Source organism: Pseudescherichia sp. (genome assembly GCF_031979925.1).
Lineage (GTDB): Bacteria > Pseudomonadota > Gammaproteobacteria > Enterobacterales > Enterobacteriaceae > Pseudescherichia.
Genome location: NZ_DALZFB010000001.1, coordinates 552,472 through 571,645, shown reverse-complemented (window position 1 = coordinate 571,645; position 19,174 = coordinate 552,472). Strand labels below are relative to the sequence as shown.

Sequence of the window (19,174 nt, the reverse complement as noted above, 5' to 3'; positions counted from 1 at the left end):
ATTTTCAGGATTCAAATCAATCAGCTATCAATATTTGCGGTACATCTCCAGTGATATTGGTTAAATCAAGGCGTTCGTTCAGGGAGATCACTTCTCCGCTGAGAATGTTGCGGTAGCGTCGGCCTGCGAGTTCTTCAGGCAACGCAATCGTGGTATCGGTAAACCATGTCGCTTCAGCATCGTCAGGCAGGCGCAGCGCGAGGCGCGGCGCAATGACGATCAGCGCGTCACCACCTCGAATCCGAGGAGTCACTCGGGCATAGGCAATAACGTGATCCGCCCGCTCCCCGGTTACCGTTAGCGGCAGATAGTCGCCATAACGGAACAGCGCGGGCTTCTTCTGACGCAGGCGCAGGCTCTTCGCGATAACCTGCTGCTTCAGCAGGCCGCTCTGCCAACTCTCTTCGCTTATCGCAACAGGCCGATCGTCTTCGTCAAGCTGCTGAGTCAAAGTGGCAAAATCGGGTTCCCGACGGTTGTCAGGATCGACAAGGCTGAAGTTAAGCGCCTCGCTGCCCTGGTAGATATCCGGCACGCCCGGCGCGGTAAGCTTGATCACCGTCTGGGTAAGGCTGTTAACCAGCCCTGCCCGAATAAACGGCTGCAGCGAGCTAACGAAATCCTGCAGGAAGGCCTGATTATCCGGCGAAAGCAGATGCCGGGCGTAGTCGAGCATCGCTTTTTCAAAGGGATCGTTGCTGTCGACCCAGTCGGTGCGCAATTTCGCTTCCCGCAGCGCTTTTTCAACGAAGTCCAGGAAGCGCTCCTCTAATGCCTTCAGGCCTTCCGCGTCGTCTGGCTGAAGCGTCACGGGCCATACGCCTGCCAGCGCCTGATAGAGCATCCACGCCCCGGCGGGTTTTGGCGCCGGGCCATCCTCAAGCTCGACCACCTTATGCTGGTTAATCTCCTGCCAGCGGGCAACGCATACCGCCCAGCGCGCCGGGGCTTCCGTCAGGGTGTAGAGCCGCGCCCGCGTATCCTCGCCGCGTTTGGTATCGTGCGTCGAAGTACCAGACAGCGCGTCAGGCTGCTTCTCCAGCCGGATCTTCATCTCAGCGTGGAAACGATCGAGAGAGAAGGCGCGTCGTAGCGGCTCGGCCCCTACTTCGTTAAGCGCCAGGCCCATGTTCTGACGGAAGAAGAGCGTATCCTCAACTGATTTAGCCATCAGCGGTCCGGTGAGCTGCTGAAAACGGGTGCGGAAAAGCGCCGCCTGGTCAGAAACGGAGTCAGAAAGCGAACCGGCGAGAATAGCGGTGATGAAATCGAGCGCATCAGGATCCGGCGCTGTGGCGCTGGCCTTCACCTTCACCACGATTTTTTGCAGCAGCTCAGCATCGGCTGGTGGTAGCCCCTCTTTTGTGCCATAGGTGCGATAGACCGGGAAAGCAACCAAAAGTTCTCGTAAAGCGGCGCGGATCGTCGCTTCCTGAGCCGGGATCCCTTCTCGCTCCGCAATACCGAGTGCCAGCTTCAGCAAGGTGGTAAATTCACCTTCGAAATTTCTGTCAGCCATCAGCAGCTTCGCCGCACGCAGCTCCGCCTTCATATCAGCCGGCTTGCTCAGGGTCTTATCGTAGGCCTTGCGCAGCGCGGCAAGCCTGTCGTCGTCTACCAGGGCGTCCGAGATCGCGGCAATAAATTCGTATCCGGTGGTACCAGACACTGGCCAGTCGTCCGGCAGATGCTCGCCCTTACCAAGGATCTTCTCAACGGTGATGTAGCAGTCGGATCCAGCCTCTTTGCGCAGACGCTGAAGATACCCTTTGGGATCGGCAAGGCCGTCTACGTGGTCTACACGCAAACCGTCTACCGCCCCGCTGCGCACCAGCTCGAGGATCAGCCGGTGGCTATCATCAAAGACGGCATCGTCCTCAACGCGAACGCCCGCAAGGCCGGTAATTTCAAAGAAGCGGCGATAAGAGAGATCGCGCGGCGCATCCCGCCACGTCATCAGCCGGTAGGGCTGGCGCTCGTGAAGCGCGATAAGCTCGGCTTTATCGGTAAGCTTCAGCACCTCCTCTTCACGGCCCTGATAGCTCTCCGGACAAAGCGGGTAAACGCTTTCAAAATAGGCGAAAGCAGGTTTGCCGGTCTGCGGATCGGCCTGCACGCTGATATCGCCCTTCTCCAGCTCAGCCTCAAAGGTGTCCCCCAGGAACGGCAGGGTCAGGCGTCGCGACCAGTCGATATCGAAATAGCGGGCGTAGCGGCTCTTTTCACCGTTTTCGACTACGTCACGCCACCACGGATTCTCCAGCGAGGCCGCCATATGGTTCGGCACGATATCCAAAATCAGACCGAGGCCCGCCTCTTTCAATGCCTTCACCATGCGGTCAAAGCCCTCACGGCCGCCGATGGCAGGCTCGATCTCATTGGCATCCGTCACGTCATAGCCATGCGTGGAGCCAGACGTAGCGGTAAAGATTGGCGAGGCGTAGAGGTGGCTAATGCCAAGCTGCTGCATGTAGGGCACAAGGCCAGCGGCACGGTCAAAGGTCATGCCGTTACGAAATTGAATCCGATAAGTCGCGGTTGGGATCTTCACTTTGCTTCTCCTGATGCAAGGCGAACAACAATTGAGTTTTGCGACAGTTCATCTGTCGCATTCGGCCAGGCAAGAACGGTTTCGCCGGGCATGTCCGGCAGGGTCTGGTTACGTTCGCCAATATTCAGTGCCAGCGAGAGCGTGCCTTTCGGGAAGGTCCAGGTCACGGCGAGAAAACCGTCGGCGGTGTTGACTACCCGCCCTGAATTGCCCCCGGCGGTAGCCAGCAGCGGTACGATATGCTGCTGGCGCAGGCGCAGCAGCGCTCGGGTCAGCTCCAGCCAGGCGCGCCCTTCGTGACCTTCCAGCTTTTTCCAGTCCAGCTTAGACTGCATAAAGGTGCTCTCAGCGTTGGGATCGGGCACGCTGTCACCTTCGTAGCCACTATGCCCCTTAAACTCTTTGGCCCGCCCTTCGCGCACGGCTTTGGCGAGATCGCCATGAAAATCGGTAAAGAACAGGAAAGGATTACTCTCGCCGTACTCCTCGCCCATAAACAGCAGCGGGATGTGCGGAGAGAGAAGCAGCGCGGCCAGCATCACCTTTGTGCGCTCGGCGCCCGCCAGGGAGATCAATCGCTCGCCCTGGGCACGGTTACCCGTCTGGTCGTGGTTCTGGATGAAGTCGACGAAGGCCACCGGTGGCTGCCCGGTACTGTTCACGCCGCGCGCCTCGCCAGCGTGAGCTGAAACCTCTCCCTGATACGCAAATCCCTCGGCCAGCGCCCGCGCCACGTGTTTTTCCGGCTGGTCAGCAAAATCCTGGTAGTAAGCATGGGTTTCACCAGTAGCAAAAACGTGTACGGCATTGTGGAAGTCGTCGTTCCATTCGCCGCTAAACAGCGGGGCCGAGCCGTCTTCCTCACGCGGATGTAAAAAGATAACGTTGCGGCTATCTTCCGTAGTCAGGTGCGCAGGACGGTCGGTAATCTCAGCGCGAATGCGCTCGGCGATCTCAATCAGGACGTGCTTCTCAGCGCTATCCTCAATCTGGTCAATGGCATCAAAGCGCAGGCCATCGAGGCTGTACTCTTTCAGCCAGTAGAGCGGTGCTTCGGCAATATAGCGGCGCACGGCGTCAACATCATAGGCGATACCGGGCCCCCAGGGGGTCATTCGCTCCTTGTGGAAGAAGTCTGGCGAGATCAGCGGCAGATAGTTACCTTCCGGGCCGAAATGATTCAGCACAATGTCGAGCACAACCGATATGCCGTGGCCGTGAGCGGCATCGATAAAGGCTTTAAAGTCATCCGGCGTACCATAAGCAGAGTGCGGCGCGTAGAGCAGCACGCCATCGTAGCCCCATCCCCGGTTACCGCCAAATTGCGACACGGGTAGAATTTCAATAGCGGTAATACCGAGGTCAGCCAGATAGGGAAGTTTTTCAATGGCGGCTTTAAATGTTCCTTCTGGCGTAAAGGTGCCCACGTGCAGCTCATAAAAAACGGTCTCTTCCCAGGGGCGTCCCTGCCACTGCGTATTTTGCCAGCGATAGCTATCCGGATTTATGACCAGGGAGGGGCCGCTGACGTCAGATTGCTGCCCACGGGACGCTGGATCCGGCAGAACGGTACCATCAGCCAGAACGTAATTATATTCCGTACCAGGCGAGATCCCGCCTGCGGAAAATTCGAACCAGCCATCTCCAGCTGGATTCATCTTAAATTCCTTGCCCGAGAGCCTGAGCATTAAACTTTCCTGGCCGCTCGCCCAAACACGAAAACGCACTGTGTCGGCGGCCACGAACTCGGCCCCCCAGCTTTTAAGAAAAGAACTGGACTCCATGCAGATACCTCAATAAACGCAGACGTGACGAAAGGGTGTAAAACGGTGTTTGGGGTGTTACCTCTCCTGACCGTATGTACATAAAATCATAGCCTATGATGCAGATTGTGAAGTGCAGCTGTACTTAAGGAAGGTTTACGTACAAAAAATCGGAAAATATATCTTTTTAAAATAAGTCACTTACAGTAACGCGTAGTTAAGGTAAGGTTAAAAAAATATTGCTACTATTTTCTTTTGCCGTTTCTTGCCGATATTATTAGTCAACAAAATAGTTGTGAGTTAACTGGCAGTCGCTGAAGAGTAACCGCCAGTAGGGCAAAGGTCTTAACCCGAACGGAAACGCAGACGTGTGTGAAAAAGATGTAAATAAAAAGCATGAAAAAGATTTAAGTGTTACTGTGTCTGAAACTATGAGCGGTGTACCTTCCCGTGAAGAGACATTAGGCAGCATAGTGATTGAGATTTTACGTGCCGGTGAAAGCGTTACCCGACGTACTGTCTGCCTTAAGCTGGCGGCCAGATTGAGCAAAACCGACGATCCGATCGTTGAAGCCCATTTAGGGGAGCTAATTGGTCTGCTGTTACCCAGTTGCCGCAATAATGATGAATAAATATCCTGGATGCATATCTATTCTCATCATTCACATGCATAATTATTTAGACGAGCGGTCCGTCGCATTAAAAAAAGAGAGGCTCAATGAGCAAAAATGATAAAGACAGACTGGTTGATAAGGTTATGGGCGAAGCGGTAATGACGCTTCTTGAAGCCGATGACAATGTCTCTTTTGATGCGCTCATCGGTCAACTGCAGGATAATCTGCATGATGAAACCGACTATGGTCGACGCGAAGCATTTCATACCGCAATCAATGGGGTACACCACTTCAGGACGCGCCCTGATGAAGCGGAAGCCCCTTCCCGCTCGCTTAAGTTAAACAGGCGTGATTCTATGCTTTATCACGCTAAATCAGATTACAAACACTAATCATTGATACCTGTTTAATCGGTACGGTTAACAGGTTCCTTTCCACATGAAGTTTCACCCTTCTAATCAGACTTGCCTTCAGCATGTTCCCCTAAATGCTCTCTGTGAATTTGATCTTGGCTGATAAGCCTGGAAGATAAACTCCTACAGCATTGAGAGTGCAATTGAACGAAGATGAACAGGTTCGACTTGAGAATATTCAAGAGGTAGTTGGCGAGGCCGCGGCATGGTTGATGAACTCACATCTACCTGTAAATGCCGACAATCTGATGATGGTGCTTCGCGCCCGGCGCATCATGGTAAAAGATCCGCAGCAAAAGCGCACTCTGGATGCCTGTGTGGCTTATCTGCGGGCGCGTATAATGAAGCCAGCATAAGCCAGCGCCCTGCCTCTGAATAACCCGAGACAGGGCGAGGTTATTATAATTACAGATCGTCCGGTGTTTTCTGCACGATCAGCTCAAGAGCGCTGCGATAAACGTCGAGTTTGACAACGTCATCTTCTGTTTCGAGCATCCTGATGAGAGCCAGAATCAGATTTTTATTATTCACCTCGACTCGGTTGCTTTTGAGATTGTGCGCGAGCTCTTTAATAAGTGCACGTTCAGCTTCAAAAGCCTGGATACCCTGGTCGAAGTAGGTGTTTAGATGGTCTTCCGTTGTTGCGCTGTGCATCGATATGCCTTCAATTATAAGTTACTGGCCTCTCGACATATCGAGAGAAAATTATTGCAGGAATAAACGTAGACAGCATTTTACGCCTGCGCAATATCTCCTATTTCGATCGGCTAAAATTCAAACTACCGCTGCATAAATAACTATCAACCACGCCCTTTGCCCTGCATTATCGCCAGTGCGGTAAGCATCAAAATAAGCCCGGTAAGCAGCGTCAGAGTCGCCATCGCCATCCCCTGCCCGACCGATCCCTGCTCAAATTGCCGCCAGATAAATACTGCCACGGTCTGGGTCCCTGCCGGAGAGAGCAGCAGCGACGTGACCAGCTCACGTGAGGCGATAGCAAATACCATCAGCATTGCCGCCAGCATAGCCGGAAAGACCAGCGGCATGACGATAAACCGCAGCGCCTGTAGCGCGCTTGCGCCGTGAACGCGGGCGGCTGGCTCAAGGTTACCGCCGAGCTGGCGCAGCGCGCTGGTGATATAGCGTACCGGCCAGGGCATCAGCAGGCAGCAGTAGGAGAGCAGCAGTATCGCCCAGGTATTGTAGGGCGAGACGGGCCAGAAGGTACGGTTCCACAGCAGAATCAGCCCTACGCCAACGACAATACCCGGCAGCGCTGCGGGCAGCAACGACAGCGCGTCCAGCACGCTGCGGCCTTTAATCTGCCTGACCACAACCAGCCACGAGACCAGTAGCCCAAGCAGCCCGGTAATGACCGACGCGCCGAGCGCCAGCGACAGACTGGTGCCCAGCGCTGACAACGCATCCCCCTGCTGGGAAAAGAGTGCAAGATAATGCTGAAACGTTACGTTATTCCAGGCCAGTCCGCCCGAGAGCGTTGACATTACTCCGGTAACCGCCATAGATAAACCCGGCAGCCCTACCGCCAGCAAACCGGTAAGAGCCATGACCATCACCACCGGCACGGCGGCGATACCAAGCGCGGCTCCCTGATTCTCCGTAGGCTTCCCGGTTACGCTGGTCACCTCTTTATCCCCTACCAGGCGACGCTGGAACCACCACCCTGCTAAGGCAATAACAATTAACACCATGGAGAGCAGAGACGCACCGGGCAGATCGATTGGCCAGTCGGCGAGCTTCTTCTCAATGCCTACCGTCATCATTACCACCCCCGAGCGTGAACCCAGCGCTGCCGGGACGCCATACTCTTCAATGGCCAGAGTAAAGGCCAACAGCATGCCTGCCGCCAGCGCAGGTGCGACCATCGGTAGCGTGATATGCCAGAATGCCCGCCAGGCCGTGGCACCATGCACCCGGGCAACCAGCGCCAGCCTCTGCCCGCTGGCCAGCAGGCTGCGCGAGACAGCAAAATAGACTACCGGGAAGATATTCAGGGTCATGACCAGCACAATGCCGCTGCGGCTAAAAAGCAGATCGTTAAGGTCGATACCCGTCAGCTGATCCAGGTAGCCATTGGTCTGTAAAACCAGCATCCACGAGAGCGCGGCAATATAGGGCGGCGTCAGAAACGGGATTAGGAAGATGAGATCCCATAGCCTTGGGGCCGGAAGATTAAACAGCCCGCGCATGACGCCGAGCGGCAGACCGATCAGGGCGCTAAGCAGCGCAACGCCAGCGGCGATCCACAGCGTACCGCCCAGCATGGCGGGCAGCTGCGGGTCCTGAAACTGCGGCGCAATGCCGCTAAACGCGCCGCTCAGAGAGCCAGCGCTAAACTGCGGGAAGATGGCCTGGAGGGTAATAAAAAGCAACGGTAGCGCGACCAGGATCGCCAGCAGCGCCACGGTAGTAAGCGTAATAAGTTTCTGTTTCACAACGGCTATCCTGAAAGCGGGGTTGCCCCCGCCGGGTGATTACTGTGCGAAAAGCGTATTAAAGCGTTTTAGCACGTCGCTGCGCTCGCTGTTGCCGTCGTTGGTGGTCGGCAGAATTTTCAGTTCATTAAGCAGCGGGCGCTTAGCGGCAACGTCGGTGCGGGCCGGCATCAGCCAGGCTTCGGCTACCAGCGCCTGCCCTTCCGGAGAGAGCACGTAGTCCACAAATGCTTTTGCATCGTCGGCATGCTGGGTGGTTTTCAGGATCATCATAGGACGCGGAGCAATCACCGTCCCGCTGGCCGGAAAGATCACCTTCAGGGATTCGCCCTGGGCGATATTGCCGTAAGAGACATAGTCAACTGCGCCGAACACCGCGGCTTTTGCCCCCTGCATTACCGGCGTTACCGCCTGGGCATTTGGCCCGCTGACTACCATGCCGTTCTGCTTCAGCTGCTCAAACAGTTTCCACGCTTCGTCGCTCATCCCGTTTTGCAGGCCGATCAGCAGATCGAGCGAAGCGCCGGAGAGCGCCGGGTCAGGCGTGGTGACTTTATCTTTAAAGTCGGCTGAGGTGAGATCACGCCACTCTTTTGGTTCAGGCGTGCCGCTCTTGCTGTTCCAGACGATACCCAGCGCCGAGATACCCTGGGCGACATAATCGTCGGTTTTCAGATTAGCAGGCACCTTTTCAGCGTTTGCGCTTTGGTAAGGCAGCAGCCAGCCGCGATTATGCAGGTCTTCCGCCGTATCCCAGGAAGCGGAGATAAGAATATCCGCTTGCGGATTGGCCTGCTCGGCCTCCAGACGCGCCATTACCTTTCCTGTCGTCGCCTGGAAAATATTGACCTTGACGCCGGTTTTCTTCTCATAGCCCGCTGCCAGCCCTTTTGCCAGCGATCCCGGCCCTGCGGTATAGACGGTTAGCGCCTGTGCGCTGGATACGCTTATTGCAGACAATGCCATAGTTAATGCAACTCCTTTTATTACAGACGTCACTGCTTTCATGATAAAACTCCATTGTATGTTGTAACTAATTTAGGGGTAACCGAGTCGGATGCAGCCACGCGCCCCGCTGAAAGGTGCACAATACGGTCGGCAATAAGCTCTGCCTCCCGACGATCGTGAGTAACGTAAACTGCCGTCGTGCCGGACTGGCGCAGGATGCGCGACATCTCCAGGCACAGCGACTCACGCAGCTCGCTATCGAGATTGGAGAGCGGCTCATCAAATAGCAGCACCCGAGGTTGGGCAACGATGGCCCGTGCCAGAGCCACCCTCTGCTGCTGTCCGCCGGAGAGACCGGAGGGTTTGCGATCGGCAAAGTCCGACAGCCCTACCCGCGCCAGCGCCTCGGCGACGCGAACCTCCCGTTCGCCGCGCGGCAGGTTGCGCATTTTGAGCGGGAAAGCTACGTTTTGCGCCACGGACATATGCGGCCAGAGCGCATAGTCCTGAAAGACCATGCCAATATCGCGCGCTTCGGGCGGCAGCGCCCAGCCAGCCTTAGCCACCCGGCGTTCACCAAACCAGATCTCCCCTTCTCCCGGCTGCGTCAGCCCGGCGAGCAGGCGGAGCAGCGTGCTTTTCCCGCAGCCGGACGGCCCCAGCAGGGCCACAATGCTGCCGGGTTCGATATGCAGATCGATCTGATGAAGAACGGTATGGGTGGCAAAGGCGTACGAGACACCTTCGAGACGGATACGAGTAAGTGCGTGCATCATCGCCCTCCTGCAGCAGGAAGCCGACAACGTCCCGTCGCCAGATAATGACGGGGCGCACTCACCTGTACAAAAGACAGGGGAGCAAACATATTGTTATCCTCTTTGGGACTTGGTTGCTGGCGACTATAGGCAGGCTTTATTACGGCGCGATGACGCTAATGTTGCGGCTTGATTTAATTGGCTATGCAGCCTTTAATGCAGCAAGGTCACCATAAGGAGTCACAATGAGCTATTTCCGCCCCGTTGCCCTGGAGCACGCCAGCCGCCTGCTTAACCACGGTCCAACCGTATTGATCACCAGCCGGGACGAGCAGATCGATCGCCGCAATATTATGGCGGCAGCCTGGTCGATGCCGGTGGAGTTCTCCCCGCCGCGCATCGCTATCGTGATCGATAAGAGCGCCTGGTCGCGGGAGCTGATTGAGCGCAGCGGCATGTTCGGCATCGTGGTTCCCGGCGTAGCCGCTAAAAACTGGACCTATGCGGTAGGGAGCGTCACCGGGCGCGATGAGGATAAGTTTAACTGCTACGGTATACCGGTCATATCCGGCCCGGTGTTAGGTCTGCCGGTGGTTGAGGAGCGCTGTCTGGCGTGGATGGAGTGCCGCCTGCTGCCGGCCACTGCCGCGCAGGAGAAGTACGATACCCTGTTTGGCGAGGTGGTTGCCGCTGCGGCCGACGAGCGGGCGTTTATAAACGGCCGCTGGCAGTTTGATGATGACAAGCTCAATACCCTGCACCACCTTGGCGGCGGAACCTTTGTCACCAGCGGTAAACAGATGAGCGTTATCGATAAATAGCCGTGTTCCCTGCCGCTAACGGCAGGGAGAGCAAACTACATGTCGTAGCCCGGCTTTTTAATCAGCTCTGCCATCTGCGGGGCGATCTCCCTATCCCACACCTGCGCCTTCCAGTCTTCCGGCTGGACCTGGCTCAGGGCAACGCTCACCGAACTCACTTTGCTGTTGAGATGGCGGACAATCGCGGCGGTAATATCATCCGCCAGCGCGGTTTTCTGCTCGTCGGTCAGGTCGCGTGGGAAACATTTAATATCGATATGCGGCATAGCAAACTCCTCGTTTATTAAGCGTCTGGCTGGGCTGTTAGCCCAGCACTTTATTCATATTGATGCCGGTTACGTTAAAACCGTTATTCTCATAAACCCGTCTGGCCTGCAAATTTCCAGCAGCCACCCGCAGTTTAATCTGCTTACAGCCCTCTTCCATCAGGCGCACCTCAAGCTGCTTCATCGCTTCGCTGCCAAAACCTTTTCCCCGGAACGCAGGGAAAAGGTAGAAGTCATTGATCCAGGCTGAATGTAACTGCGTATCCGGCTTGTACCAGAGATAACCGATGTGGTGTTCTTTCTCAGGCGCACTCAGAATAATGCAGAGGAGTACCTGCCCCGCACTCTTCTCGCCGTCAGGGAAACTGGCTTCCAGCTCGCGACGCGCCTGCTCAACAGCATCCACTTCTGAGAGGCGATAGTTGCTGACGATCTCGGCGGCATAATCCGGGATAAAATAGTCAACAAAAGCCGAAAACTCACGGCTGGTTGGGACTCGGAACGTTACCACTTATCCTCCTGCATTTTGTTTAAGCCGACTCGCGCTCAGCCCGGCTGACGGTCATCGAGGACAATCCAGCAACGCGAGCAACGTCATCAAGAGTGGGTGCCCGAGGCGGCTGCGGGCGAGAGATTTTAGGCGTGGTCACGCAGTATCAACCTGTTCTCAAAAGCATTTCTACCATTATTCATCATGCTGCTCACTTAATCCACACGCTAATGTGAACCGGGCGGGAAGACCTTGTGATCGACTGTACAAATTATCTTCTCCTCTATAGCAACGGCCATAGCGCCTTGAGCCGGGGAGCTTTTCATCAGTAAACAATCCCCGGCGGGTTTACTACGGAGGCGGTAACCGCCTCCCCCTCCTCCCCCCAGCGGGCAAGCACTTTCTGATACTCGCCGCGGGCTATTGCTCCGTTAAGCGCCGCCTGTAGCGCTGTAGCGAGGCCGTTGCCCTTTTTGGTTGTTGTCGCGACATAGGCTTTTTTAGGGCCGAGACCGACCACTTTCGTATTGCCGTTTAGCGCTGCTTTATAAGAGGCCACCGACTGCGGACCAAAGAAGACGTCGGCCCGGCCCGACTGGATAAACAGGTTGGCAGAGGCATCATCGGTAAGATAGACCGGCAGCGCCGGTTGGCGTCCGGCCGCCCGGTTCTCTTCATTCCAGCCGAGCAGGATTTTCTCCTGATTGGTGCCGGAACCGACAATCACCTTCAACCCGGCCAGATCCGCCGCCTTGTTTACCGCCGCAATCTTGCTGGTAGACTTCACTGAAAAAGCCAGCGAGTCGACGCGGTAGGTCGCGAAATCGAACTTCTCTTTGCGCTGCTCGGTAACGGCAATATTGACCAGCGCCACGTCGTAACGTCCAGACGAAATACCGAGCGGCCAGTCCTCCCAGGCAGTGGGAATGATTTTAACTTTTAGCCCAAGGCTGTCGGCCAGCAGTCTGGCGATATCCGGATCGCTCCCTACCCGGGTGCGGTTATCGCTGGCCAGCAGCGCCAGAGGCGGCGAGTTAAGCGCGGAGACGGCCACCGTCAACGTCCCTGGCTCCACAAATCGATAGTTAGCGGGGATCTTCGCTACCGCCGCCTCGTCACGCTCGGCGTGGAGCGGTTTTTCATTTGCCGTAAGGTCGATGGTTCCCTGAGCATAGCTCCCGGCGCTCACCAGCAGCAGCACCAATAGTCCCTGTTTCATACTGGCTCCTTAAAGCACTTTTGATAAGAACTGCTGGGTGCGAGGATGCTGCGGGCGGTTTAACACCGCCTCACTGCTGCCCTGCTCGACGATCTTTCCGTCCACCATAAACACCACCTTGTCCGCCACTTCCCGGGCAAAGCCAATCTCATGGGTGACCACCACCAGAGTGGTACCGGAGCGGGCCAGGGTTTTGATAACGTCCAGCACCTCGCCCACCAGCTCGGGATCGAGGGCCGAGGTCGGCTCATCAAACAGCATAACCCGTGGACGCAGCGCCAGCGCCCGGGCGATGGCGATCCGCTGCTGCTGCCCCCCGGAGAGATGGCGCGACCAGGCGTCAGCCTTGTTGCGCAGGCCCACCACGTCCAGCAACTCGTAGGCCCGCTCGACGGCGGCTTTGCGGCTGAGCTGCTTATGGGCGATGGGCGCTTCAATCAAATTTTCCAGCACCGTCAGATGCGGAAAGAGATTGAAGTTCTGAAAGACGTAGCCAACGTTGATGCGCTGGCGCAGGATCTCTTTCTCTTTCAGCTCGTAGAGGCGGTCACCTTCCCGTCGGTAGCCGATGTAATCCCCGTCGATCTGGATAAAGCCCTCATCCACCCGCTCCAGATGGTTGATAGCCCGCAGCAGCGTCGACTTTCCCGAGCCGGAGGGGCCAAGGATCACCGTTACCGATCCGGGAGGCAGCTCCAGCGAGATGCCATCCAACGCCTTGTGGCGACCAAAGTATTTGCTGACGCCGGTAATTGAGATATGACCATTATGAGAGGTGGGCATGAACAGGCTCCTGGGCGTTAACGTGGGTTGCTGGAGAGGCCACACGGGAGGCGCGCGGCGCGGCGTTGATAGCCGAACGGCGCTCGCTGCGGGCCAGGGCGCGCTCCACAAGGTGTTGAATAATCGACAGCACACTGGTGATCGCCAGATACCACACCGCGCCGACCATCAGCAGGGGGATCACCTCCTGGGTACGGTTGTAGATCATCTGGATGGTATAAAACAGCTCCGGCATCGCCAACACGTAAACCATCGCCGTTCCCTTAGCGAGGCTGATGATCTCGTTAAAGCCCGACGGCAGAATGGTGCGCAGCGCCTGGGGCAAAATGATGCGCAGAGTGCGCCGCCACGCCGGTAAGCCCAGGGCAGCAGCGGCCTCGTACTGACCGTGATCGACGCCTAAAAACCCACCGCGAATAATCTCAGCGGTATAGGCGCTCTGGACCAGCGTCAGCCCCACCACCGCCGTTGAGAACTGTCCCAGTACATTGATGGTCTCAAACTGCCCCCAGCTAATGGCGGTAAAGGGAATGCCGATAGTCAGCGTGTCGTAGAGATAGGAGAAGTTATAGAGAATAATCAGCACCACAATCAGCGGCAGGGAGCGAAACAGCCAGATGTAGCCCCAGGCAAGACTGCTTAGCAGCCACGAGGATGAGAGGCGCGCCAGTGCCAGCAGACCACCGATAATCACGCTGAGCACCGTTCCCAGCAGGGTCAGCAGCAGCGTCTGGCCGACGCCATAGAGGATCGCCGGATCAAAGAACCAGCGGGCAAACACGCTCCACTCCCAGCGCGGGTTAAAGGCAACGGACTGGACCACTACTGCCAGTACGAATAGCGCCACGAGCGCGCCCACGGTGCGCAGCGGATAGCGGGCAGGGATCACTTTAATGGTTTCAGGTGTGGTCATCTTTTTTCCTCAGGCAGAATGGCGCAGAGCAACATCCAGCGTTTTGGTAAAGCGCAGCCGTCCGTCATAGGGCGGCAGGCTATACTCCTCGGGATCGCGGTGGAGATCGAAGTGGGCCTCATACCCCAGGCTCAGGTAGAGCTTTACCGCCTCCGGCTGGCGGAAGCCGGTGGTAAGAAAGATCTGCCGATAGCCTGCAAGGGACGCTCGCTGTTCCAGGGCCTGCATCATGCGTCCGGCCAGCCCCTGCTGACGCAGGGTGCGCTGGGTCCAGATACGCTTGATCTCCGCCGTCTGCTCATCGAACGGCTTGTAGGCCCCGGTGGCGATAATCTCCCCATCGCGCTCGAGTACCAGAAACAGCCCCTGCGGCGGCAGATACCACTCATTCAGCTCCACCTCTGCATCTTTGGAGAAGTAATCTCCATAGCGGGCGGCGTATTCGCCAAACAGCCCCTCAATGATCGGTTGCAGCTCGGGAGCATCCATCGGGAGATCACGAAAACGTTCGCGCATGGCTCTCTCCTTAGTCGCCCAGGCCAGCCGGGTTGATCTCCGAGGTGGATATACGCTCCACCCCCTCACCCCAGCGGGCCAGCACCTTGTCGTAGTCGCCGCTTTTGATCGCGCCGTTAAGCGCAGTCTGCACCGGCTCCACCAGCCCGCTGCCCTTTTTCAACGTTACCGCAATGTGTGCCGCCTTTGGCCAGCCGCCGTCAACGCTTCCCACTAGCCTGGTCTTGTTAGTCAGCGCCGCCTTCCATGCGCCAATCACGTTCGGTCCGAAAAAGGCATCGGCGCGGCCGGACTGGATCGCCAGCGTCTGGGCGGCATCATCCTTGGTGTATACCGGGGTAAACGGCTTGAGCCCCTTCTGCTGGTTAGCCTTATCCCACGCCAGCAGGATCGCCTCCTGGTTGGTTCCCGATCCCACAATGATCCGCAGCCCGGCGATATCTTCGGCTTTCTCAATAGATTTGATCGAACTGGTGAACTTCACGTAGAAACCCAGCGAATCTTTGCGGTAGGTGGCGAAGTCGAACTTCTCTTTACGCTCTTTGGTAACCGTAATATTGCTGATGGCGGCGTCATACTTGCCGGACGAGACCCCAAGGGGCCAGTCCTCCCATGAGGTCGGCACTACGTTCAGCTCAAGGCCAAGGCTGTCAGCGACCAGCCGGGCAATATCCACCTCGCTGCCCAACAGCGTCTTGTTGTCATCGGAGAAGACCGTCAGCGGAGGAGAATTCAACGCGGCCACTGCCACGGTAAACTTGCCCGGCTGGGCGAAGCGGTAGCCCTGAGGCAGCTCCGCCACCGCCTGGGCATTTTTGGCCGTATTGATGGGCGCTTTGTTAGCTTCAAGGCTAACGCCGGTGCCGTTAATGTTGACGCTGTCAGCCCACGCCAACGGGGCAACGGCGAGCGAAATGGCCAGGAGTAGCGTTGATCTCTGCATAGCGTATTCCCTTATTAAATTATTATTTTATAAATTGATTATCAGGTATGGATAAACCCAGCGTTTCGCGCAGCGTGGTGCCGGGATAGTCGGTGCGGAATAATCCTCGCGTCTGAAGGATCGGCACCACGCGATCCACCACGTGGGCAAAACTCTCCGGCGTACCGCCCTGGATGATAAATCCGTCGGCAGCCCGCTCTTCAAACCAGCGCTGGAGGCCGTCGGCAACCTGCTCCGGCGTGCCGGCAAAGCGCGGACGTGGCGAGGCGCTCTCCAGCGCCACCTGACGCAGGGTCAGATTGCGCTCCCGGGCGTTACGCTTAATCTCATCGGTGGTACTGCGAAAGCTGTTCTGGCCCAAATCGCCTACGTCCGGGAAAGGCTCGTCGAGGGGATACTGGCTAAAATCATGGTGCTCAAAGTAGCGGCCAAGGTAGTTCAGGGCATCGTTTATCGACACCAGCGCGGCAGTAGTCTGATACTGCGCCTCGACGTCGGTGTCGTTGTCCCCGACGATAATGCTCACGCCCTGGAATATCTTGAGGTCCTCAGGCAGGCGATGGTTAGCTTCCAGCTGCTGCTTCACGTCGCGATAGAAGGCTTTGGCCTCCTCCAGAGTGTCATGGTGGGTAAAAATGGCGTCGGCGTGGCGGGCGGCGAGCTTTTTGCCATCGTCTGAGGCCCCGGCCTGGAAAATAATGGGACGATGCTGCGGCGTGCGGCCAATGTTGAGCGGCCCGGCCACCTGGAAAAACTCCCCGCTGTGATTGAGGGTGTGCAGCTTTTGCGGCTCAAAAAATTGTCCGCTCTCTTTGTTACGAACAAAGGCGTCCTCTTCCCAGGAGTTCCACAGCCCTTTCACCACATCCAGATACTCATCGGCGATGCGGTAGCGCAGCGCGTGATCGGGGTGCTTGTTCCGGGAGAAGTTCTTCGCCGAACCTTCCAGAGGTGAGGTCACCACGTTCCACCCTGCCCGGCCATTGCTGAGGTGATCGAGGCTGGCAAACTGGCGTGCGACGGTAAACGGTTCGCTGTAGGAGGTAGAGAGCGTCCCCACCAGCCCAAGATGAGTGGTCAGGCTGGCCAGCGCGGAGAGCACCGTCAGCGGCTCGAAACGGTTCAAGAAATGCGGAATTGATTTCTCATTGATGTACAACCCATCGGCTACAAACAGGAAGTCCAGCTTTCCCTGCTCGGCCTTGCGGGCGGTCTCTTTCACAAACGCAAAGTTGATGCTGGCATCGGCCACCGCTGCCGGATGACGCCAGGCAGACATGTTTCCCGATGCGCCCTGCAAAATCGTGCCCAGCCTTAGCTGTCGTGTCGTCGTCAGTTTTTCAGTCGCCATAAATCATCCTGTTAGGGTTGCAGTAACGCTTCTTCAGCCAGTAGCGCAAAGTAGCGCGCCGCGCCTTCGATCGATGCTTCGTCAGGGTTAAACGCCGGGTGATGCAGGCCAAATTCGCTGGCGCTGCCGATGCTGACAAAAGCGCCAGGGATATGCTGGAGATAGACGGCAAAATCCTCCCCACCCATATGCAGCCCGGCGTGTTGGGTCTCATAGCCGTACCGGTCGGCGACGTCGTGCGCAAAGGCCGCCCAGCGCTCGTCGTTAACCAGCGCGGTGGGACCGTCGTACCAGCTGACAGCGATCTCCGCGCCAAATGCCTGCCCCAGCCCGGCGGCAATCTCGTTTACACGCGTCTTTACCTGCTGCTGAACCTCTACGTCATGGGTGCGCAGGGTGCCTTCCAGCTCCACCGTCTCTGGCAGCACGTTCCAGGTATTTCCGCCAGCAATTCGCGTCACGCTGAGTACCACCGAGTCGAGGGTGTTAACGTTGCGGCTGGCGACGCTCTGCAGGGCGTTAACCAGCTGACTCGCCAGCAGGATGGCGTCGTTGCCTTCATGGGGCCGGGCGGCGTGCGCCCCCTTGCCCTTAACGCCAATGACAAAGCGATCGACGTTGGCGTAGAACGGGCCGCCGCGTGTCGCAAAGACGCCCACCGGCAGGCCGGGTTCGTTATGCATGCCGAAGATTGCGCTGACGCCATTCAGAACGCCTGCGTTAATCAGCCTTTTCGCGCCGCCAAAATTCTCTTCAGCTGGCTGGAACAGAATGCGCACCCTGCCCGCCAGCCGGTGCTCGTTCTCCTTGAGCAGCAGCGCTGCGCCAAGCATCACGGTGGTGTGCACGTCATGTCCGCAGGCATGCATGATCCCGGCGTTTTTCGAGCTAAACGGCACGCTGCTGGCCTCGTCGATAGGCAGCGCATCGATATCACCGCGCAACGCAATAATCTTTTCGCCGCTGCCGATCTCTACTACCACGCCGGTGGGCAGATCGTAAGGCAACAGCCGTAGCCCGGCGTTTTCCAGCCACTGGCGGATCCGTCGCGTTGTCTCAAACTCCTGCAGCGACAGCTCCGGGTACTGATGAAGCTCACGTCGCCACTCAATCAGCTGTTGTGCAAACTGCATTCTGCCTCCTCCGTCACCTGCTTCTCCTGCGACCACGCCTCCGCCAGCAGGCGCAGGGAGTTAATTCGCGCCGCGCCGCCGGTAATCGGCGTGTCGATAATAAATTCGTCAATGCCCCACGCATGGTGCAGCGCGTTCAGCCCGGCCAGCACTGTCTGCGCCGTGCCCACCAGCGCCGAGGATTCACGGCGAGCAATCTGCTTCGCCGGGCTGCCCGCCTGACGGGCAAACGCCTGGGCCTGCTCCTGGCTGGCTACCGTGACGCGCTGGCCGTTCTCCAGCTCCACGCCCCATAGCTCAATCTCCTGAGCCAGCGCCTGCGCTTCGGCATCGCTGTCGGCCACAATCGCCTGCACCGCCACTATCGTGCTGCGTTGGCTATGGGCCTGCCAGGCCGTGAGCACGTCGCGCAACAGAGCCTTATCCCCGTTCAGATGTGCGGCAAAGACAAAATTCCAGTCAAGGCTGGCCGCCAGGCGGGCGCTCTCTACGCTCGCACCCAGCAGAAAACCGTCGGCGCGGTGGGACGGAACCGGCGTTGCCAGCAGGCTCTCCTGCTGCCGATCGTTAACCGAGAGAGAAAGCCAGTTGTCGAGCTGGGCCAGCTTGTCGGCAAAGGTGCCCGCGCGCTCCGGATCCAATCCCTGCTGAAGCGCACGGGTTGAGAGCGGCAGGCCGCCAGGCGCTTTGCCTACCCCGAGATCGATACGTCCCGGTGCCAGCGTGGCGAGAAGGTTAAAATTTTCCGCCACCTTGTAGGGACTGTAGTGTTGCAGCATGACGCCGCCGGAGCCGACGCGGATACGTCGGGTCTGCCCGATGATCCACGCGATAACCAGCTCCGGTGATGGGCTGGCCAGTTGGGAGGTATTGTGATGTTCAGCGATCCAGAAGCGGTGATAGCCCCACTCCTCGGCCAGCTGCGCCAGCTGCAAGGTACGGGCCAGCGCTTCCGTTGCCGTTTCGCCATCGGCGATGGGGCTTTTATCCAGCAGACTAATTCGATATGACATGCGTACGCTCAGATGAGGAAACATGTCCCTATTAGTAAAAGGTCAGGAAACGTCTGTGAAACAATTAATTTACATTTAATTAGCTAAAAAGTGGCTAAGTCGCGGCCATCCTGCGCGCGCTCTGACAAAGTCACTCCTGCGGCGCTGAATCGTATCGACATGGCCTCTCCTCTGACCACACAAATTCACGCGACAGCTCTCATTTTTTCGCTGGGTATCTTTTGCG

At 57.3% G+C, this 19,174-nt stretch carries 18 protein-coding genes and 1 pseudogene; 4 read left to right on the top strand and 15 right to left on the bottom strand.

Annotated features, from left to right (window positions below):
- Positions 1–16 precede the first annotated feature (16 nt).
- Together treY and treZ are read right to left on the bottom strand one after the other, a co-directional pair.
- Positions 17–2,551 (bottom strand): malto-oligosyltrehalose synthase, encoded by a 2,535-nt coding sequence (treY, locus tag RTM13_RS02815; protein ID WP_312209922.1) that lies wholly within the window; start codon positions 2,549–2,551, stop codon positions 17–19.
- The gene (treZ, locus tag RTM13_RS02810) at positions 2,548–4,335 is read right to left on the bottom strand and encodes a malto-oligosyltrehalose trehalohydrolase (RefSeq protein WP_312209920.1); all 1,788 of its coding nucleotides are present in this window, start codon (positions 4,333–4,335) and stop codon (positions 2,548–2,550) included. Before treZ ends, treY begins: the two co-directional genes overlap by 4 nt.
- Positions 4,336–4,682: 347 nt before the next feature.
- On the opposite strand from treZ, the gene RTM13_RS02805 reads away from it, so the two are divergent.
- The 3 genes from RTM13_RS02805 to RTM13_RS02795 all read left to right on the top strand — a co-directional run bounded on the left by RTM13_RS02805 (position 4,683) and on the right by RTM13_RS02795 (position 5,697).
- A complete protein-coding gene (locus RTM13_RS02805) occupies positions 4,683–4,946 on the top strand; it encodes a two-component-system connector protein YcgZ (protein ID WP_312209918.1) in 264 nt (87 codons plus the stop codon).
- An 86-nt stretch (positions 4,947–5,032) separates the two neighbouring features.
- On the top strand, positions 5,033–5,320 hold the full coding sequence (locus tag RTM13_RS02800; protein WP_312209917.1) for a hypothetical protein: 288 nt from the start codon (positions 5,033–5,035) through the stop codon (positions 5,318–5,320).
- Positions 5,321–5,484: 164 nt separating this feature from the next.
- Positions 5,485–5,697 carry a hypothetical protein gene (locus RTM13_RS02795; protein ID WP_312209916.1) on the top strand — a complete coding sequence of 71 codons (213 nt, stop codon included), beginning with the start codon at positions 5,485–5,487 and terminating at the stop codon, positions 5,695–5,697.
- A 49-nt stretch (positions 5,698–5,746) separates the two neighbouring features.
- Here RTM13_RS02795 and RTM13_RS02790 read toward each other — a convergent pair whose 3' ends face one another.
- The 4 genes from RTM13_RS02790 to RTM13_RS02775 all read right to left on the bottom strand — a co-directional run bounded on the left by RTM13_RS02790 (position 5,747) and on the right by RTM13_RS02775 (position 9,518).
- Positions 5,747–5,995: a biofilm development regulator YmgB/AriR family protein gene (locus tag RTM13_RS02790; protein WP_312209914.1), complete on the bottom strand. Its 249-nt coding sequence runs from the start codon at positions 5,993–5,995 to the stop codon at positions 5,747–5,749.
- A 146-nt stretch (positions 5,996–6,141) separates the two neighbouring features.
- A complete protein-coding gene (locus tag RTM13_RS02785; protein WP_312209913.1) occupies positions 6,142–7,797 on the bottom strand; it encodes an iron ABC transporter permease in 1,656 nt (551 codons plus the stop codon).
- 39 nt (positions 7,798–7,836) lie between these two features.
- On the bottom strand, positions 7,837–8,805 hold the full coding sequence (locus RTM13_RS02780; protein WP_312209911.1) for an ABC transporter substrate-binding protein: 969 nt from the start codon (positions 8,803–8,805) through the stop codon (positions 7,837–7,839).
- Positions 8,802–9,518, bottom strand: coding sequence for an ABC transporter ATP-binding protein (locus RTM13_RS02775; RefSeq protein ID WP_312209909.1), 717 nt, complete (start codon positions 9,516–9,518; stop codon positions 8,802–8,804). Before RTM13_RS02775 ends, RTM13_RS02780 begins: the two co-directional genes overlap by 4 nt.
- A gap of 227 nt (positions 9,519–9,745) precedes the next feature.
- Here RTM13_RS02775 and RTM13_RS02770 point away from each other — a divergent pair, with 227 nt between their 5' ends.
- On the top strand, positions 9,746–10,321 hold the full coding sequence (locus RTM13_RS02770) for a flavin reductase family protein (RefSeq protein WP_312209908.1): 576 nt from the start codon (positions 9,746–9,748) through the stop codon (positions 10,319–10,321).
- Between the two features lie 35 nt (positions 10,322–10,356).
- On the opposite strand, the gene pptA is transcribed toward RTM13_RS02770, so the two are convergent.
- The 9 genes and pseudogenes from pptA to RTM13_RS02725 form a co-directional block, all read right to left on the bottom strand.
- Positions 10,357–10,587 carry a tautomerase PptA gene (gene pptA, locus RTM13_RS02765; protein ID WP_312209906.1) on the bottom strand — a complete coding sequence of 77 codons (231 nt, stop codon included), beginning with the start codon at positions 10,585–10,587 and terminating at the stop codon, positions 10,357–10,359.
- 37 nt (positions 10,588–10,624) lie between these two features.
- The gene (locus tag RTM13_RS02760) at positions 10,625–11,098 is read right to left on the bottom strand and encodes a GNAT family N-acetyltransferase (protein ID WP_312209904.1); all 474 of its coding nucleotides are present in this window, start codon (positions 11,096–11,098) and stop codon (positions 10,625–10,627) included.
- A gap of 304 nt (positions 11,099–11,402) precedes the next feature.
- Positions 11,403–12,296: a transporter substrate-binding domain-containing protein gene (locus tag RTM13_RS02755; RefSeq protein WP_312209902.1), complete on the bottom strand. Its 894-nt coding sequence runs from the start codon at positions 12,294–12,296 to the stop codon at positions 11,403–11,405.
- A gap of 9 nt (positions 12,297–12,305) precedes the next feature.
- Positions 12,306–13,079, bottom strand: a complete 774-nt coding sequence (locus RTM13_RS02750; RefSeq protein WP_312209900.1) for an amino acid ABC transporter ATP-binding protein — start codon at positions 13,077–13,079, stop codon at positions 12,306–12,308.
- Entirely contained in the window at positions 13,063–13,992 is a 930-nt protein-coding gene (locus tag RTM13_RS02745) for an amino acid ABC transporter permease (RefSeq protein WP_312209898.1), read from the bottom strand. The genes RTM13_RS02750 and RTM13_RS02745 overlap by 17 nt, the downstream gene beginning before the upstream one ends.
- A gap of 9 nt (positions 13,993–14,001) precedes the next feature.
- Positions 14,002–14,508 carry a GNAT family N-acetyltransferase gene (locus tag RTM13_RS02740; RefSeq protein WP_312209896.1) on the bottom strand — a complete coding sequence of 169 codons (507 nt, stop codon included), beginning with the start codon at positions 14,506–14,508 and terminating at the stop codon, positions 14,002–14,004.
- A gap of 10 nt (positions 14,509–14,518) precedes the next feature.
- A pseudogene (locus RTM13_RS02735) lies at positions 14,519–16,787 on the bottom strand (NtaA/DmoA family FMN-dependent monooxygenase).
- A gap of 26 nt (positions 16,788–16,813) precedes the next feature.
- Positions 16,814–17,935 carry an amidohydrolase gene (locus tag RTM13_RS02730; protein WP_312209894.1) on the bottom strand — a complete coding sequence of 374 codons (1,122 nt, stop codon included), beginning with the start codon at positions 17,933–17,935 and terminating at the stop codon, positions 16,814–16,816.
- Positions 17,914–18,948: an LLM class flavin-dependent oxidoreductase gene (locus tag RTM13_RS02725; RefSeq protein ID WP_312209893.1), complete on the bottom strand. Its 1,035-nt coding sequence runs from the start codon at positions 18,946–18,948 to the stop codon at positions 17,914–17,916. Before RTM13_RS02725 ends, RTM13_RS02730 begins: the two co-directional genes overlap by 22 nt.
- Positions 18,949–19,174: the final 226 nt, after the last annotated feature.

Bases quoted from the DNA above. Each gene is read 5' to 3' on its own strand.
- RTM13_RS02790 (WP_312209914.1), bottom strand. From the start codon at position 5,995: ATGCACAGCGCAACAACGGAAGACCATCTAAACACCTACTTCGACCAG.
- RTM13_RS02750 (WP_312209900.1), bottom strand. From the start codon at position 13,079: ATGCCCACCTCTCATAATGGTCATATCTCAATTACCGGCGTCAGCAAA.
- RTM13_RS02800 (WP_312209917.1), top strand. From the start codon at position 5,033: ATGAGCAAAAATGATAAAGACAGACTGGTTGATAAGGTTATGGGCGAA.
- RTM13_RS02780 (WP_312209911.1), bottom strand. From the start codon at position 8,805: ATGAAAGCAGTGACGTCTGTAATAAAAGGAGTTGCATTAACTATGGCA.
- treZ (WP_312209920.1), bottom strand. From the start codon at position 4,335: ATGGAGTCCAGTTCTTTTCTTAAAAGCTGGGGGGCCGAGTTCGTGGCC.
- RTM13_RS02725 (WP_312209893.1), bottom strand. From the start codon at position 18,948: ATGTCATATCGAATTAGTCTGCTGGATAAAAGCCCCATCGCCGATGGC.
- RTM13_RS02730 (WP_312209894.1), bottom strand. From the start codon at position 17,935: ATGCAGTTTGCACAACAGCTGATTGAGTGGCGACGTGAGCTTCATCAG.
- RTM13_RS02740 (WP_312209896.1), bottom strand. From the start codon at position 14,508: ATGCGCGAACGTTTTCGTGATCTCCCGATGGATGCTCCCGAGCTGCAA.
- RTM13_RS02775 (WP_312209909.1), bottom strand. From the start codon at position 9,518: ATGCACGCACTTACTCGTATCCGTCTCGAAGGTGTCTCGTACGCCTTT.
- RTM13_RS02770 (WP_312209908.1), top strand. From the start codon at position 9,746: ATGAGCTATTTCCGCCCCGTTGCCCTGGAGCACGCCAGCCGCCTGCTT.
- RTM13_RS02755 (WP_312209902.1), bottom strand. From the start codon at position 12,296: ATGAAACAGGGACTATTGGTGCTGCTGCTGGTGAGCGCCGGGAGCTAT.
- pptA (WP_312209906.1), bottom strand. From the start codon at position 10,587: ATGCCGCATATCGATATTAAATGTTTCCCACGCGACCTGACCGACGAG.
- RTM13_RS02745 (WP_312209898.1), bottom strand. From the start codon at position 13,992: ATGACCACACCTGAAACCATTAAAGTGATCCCTGCCCGCTATCCGCTG.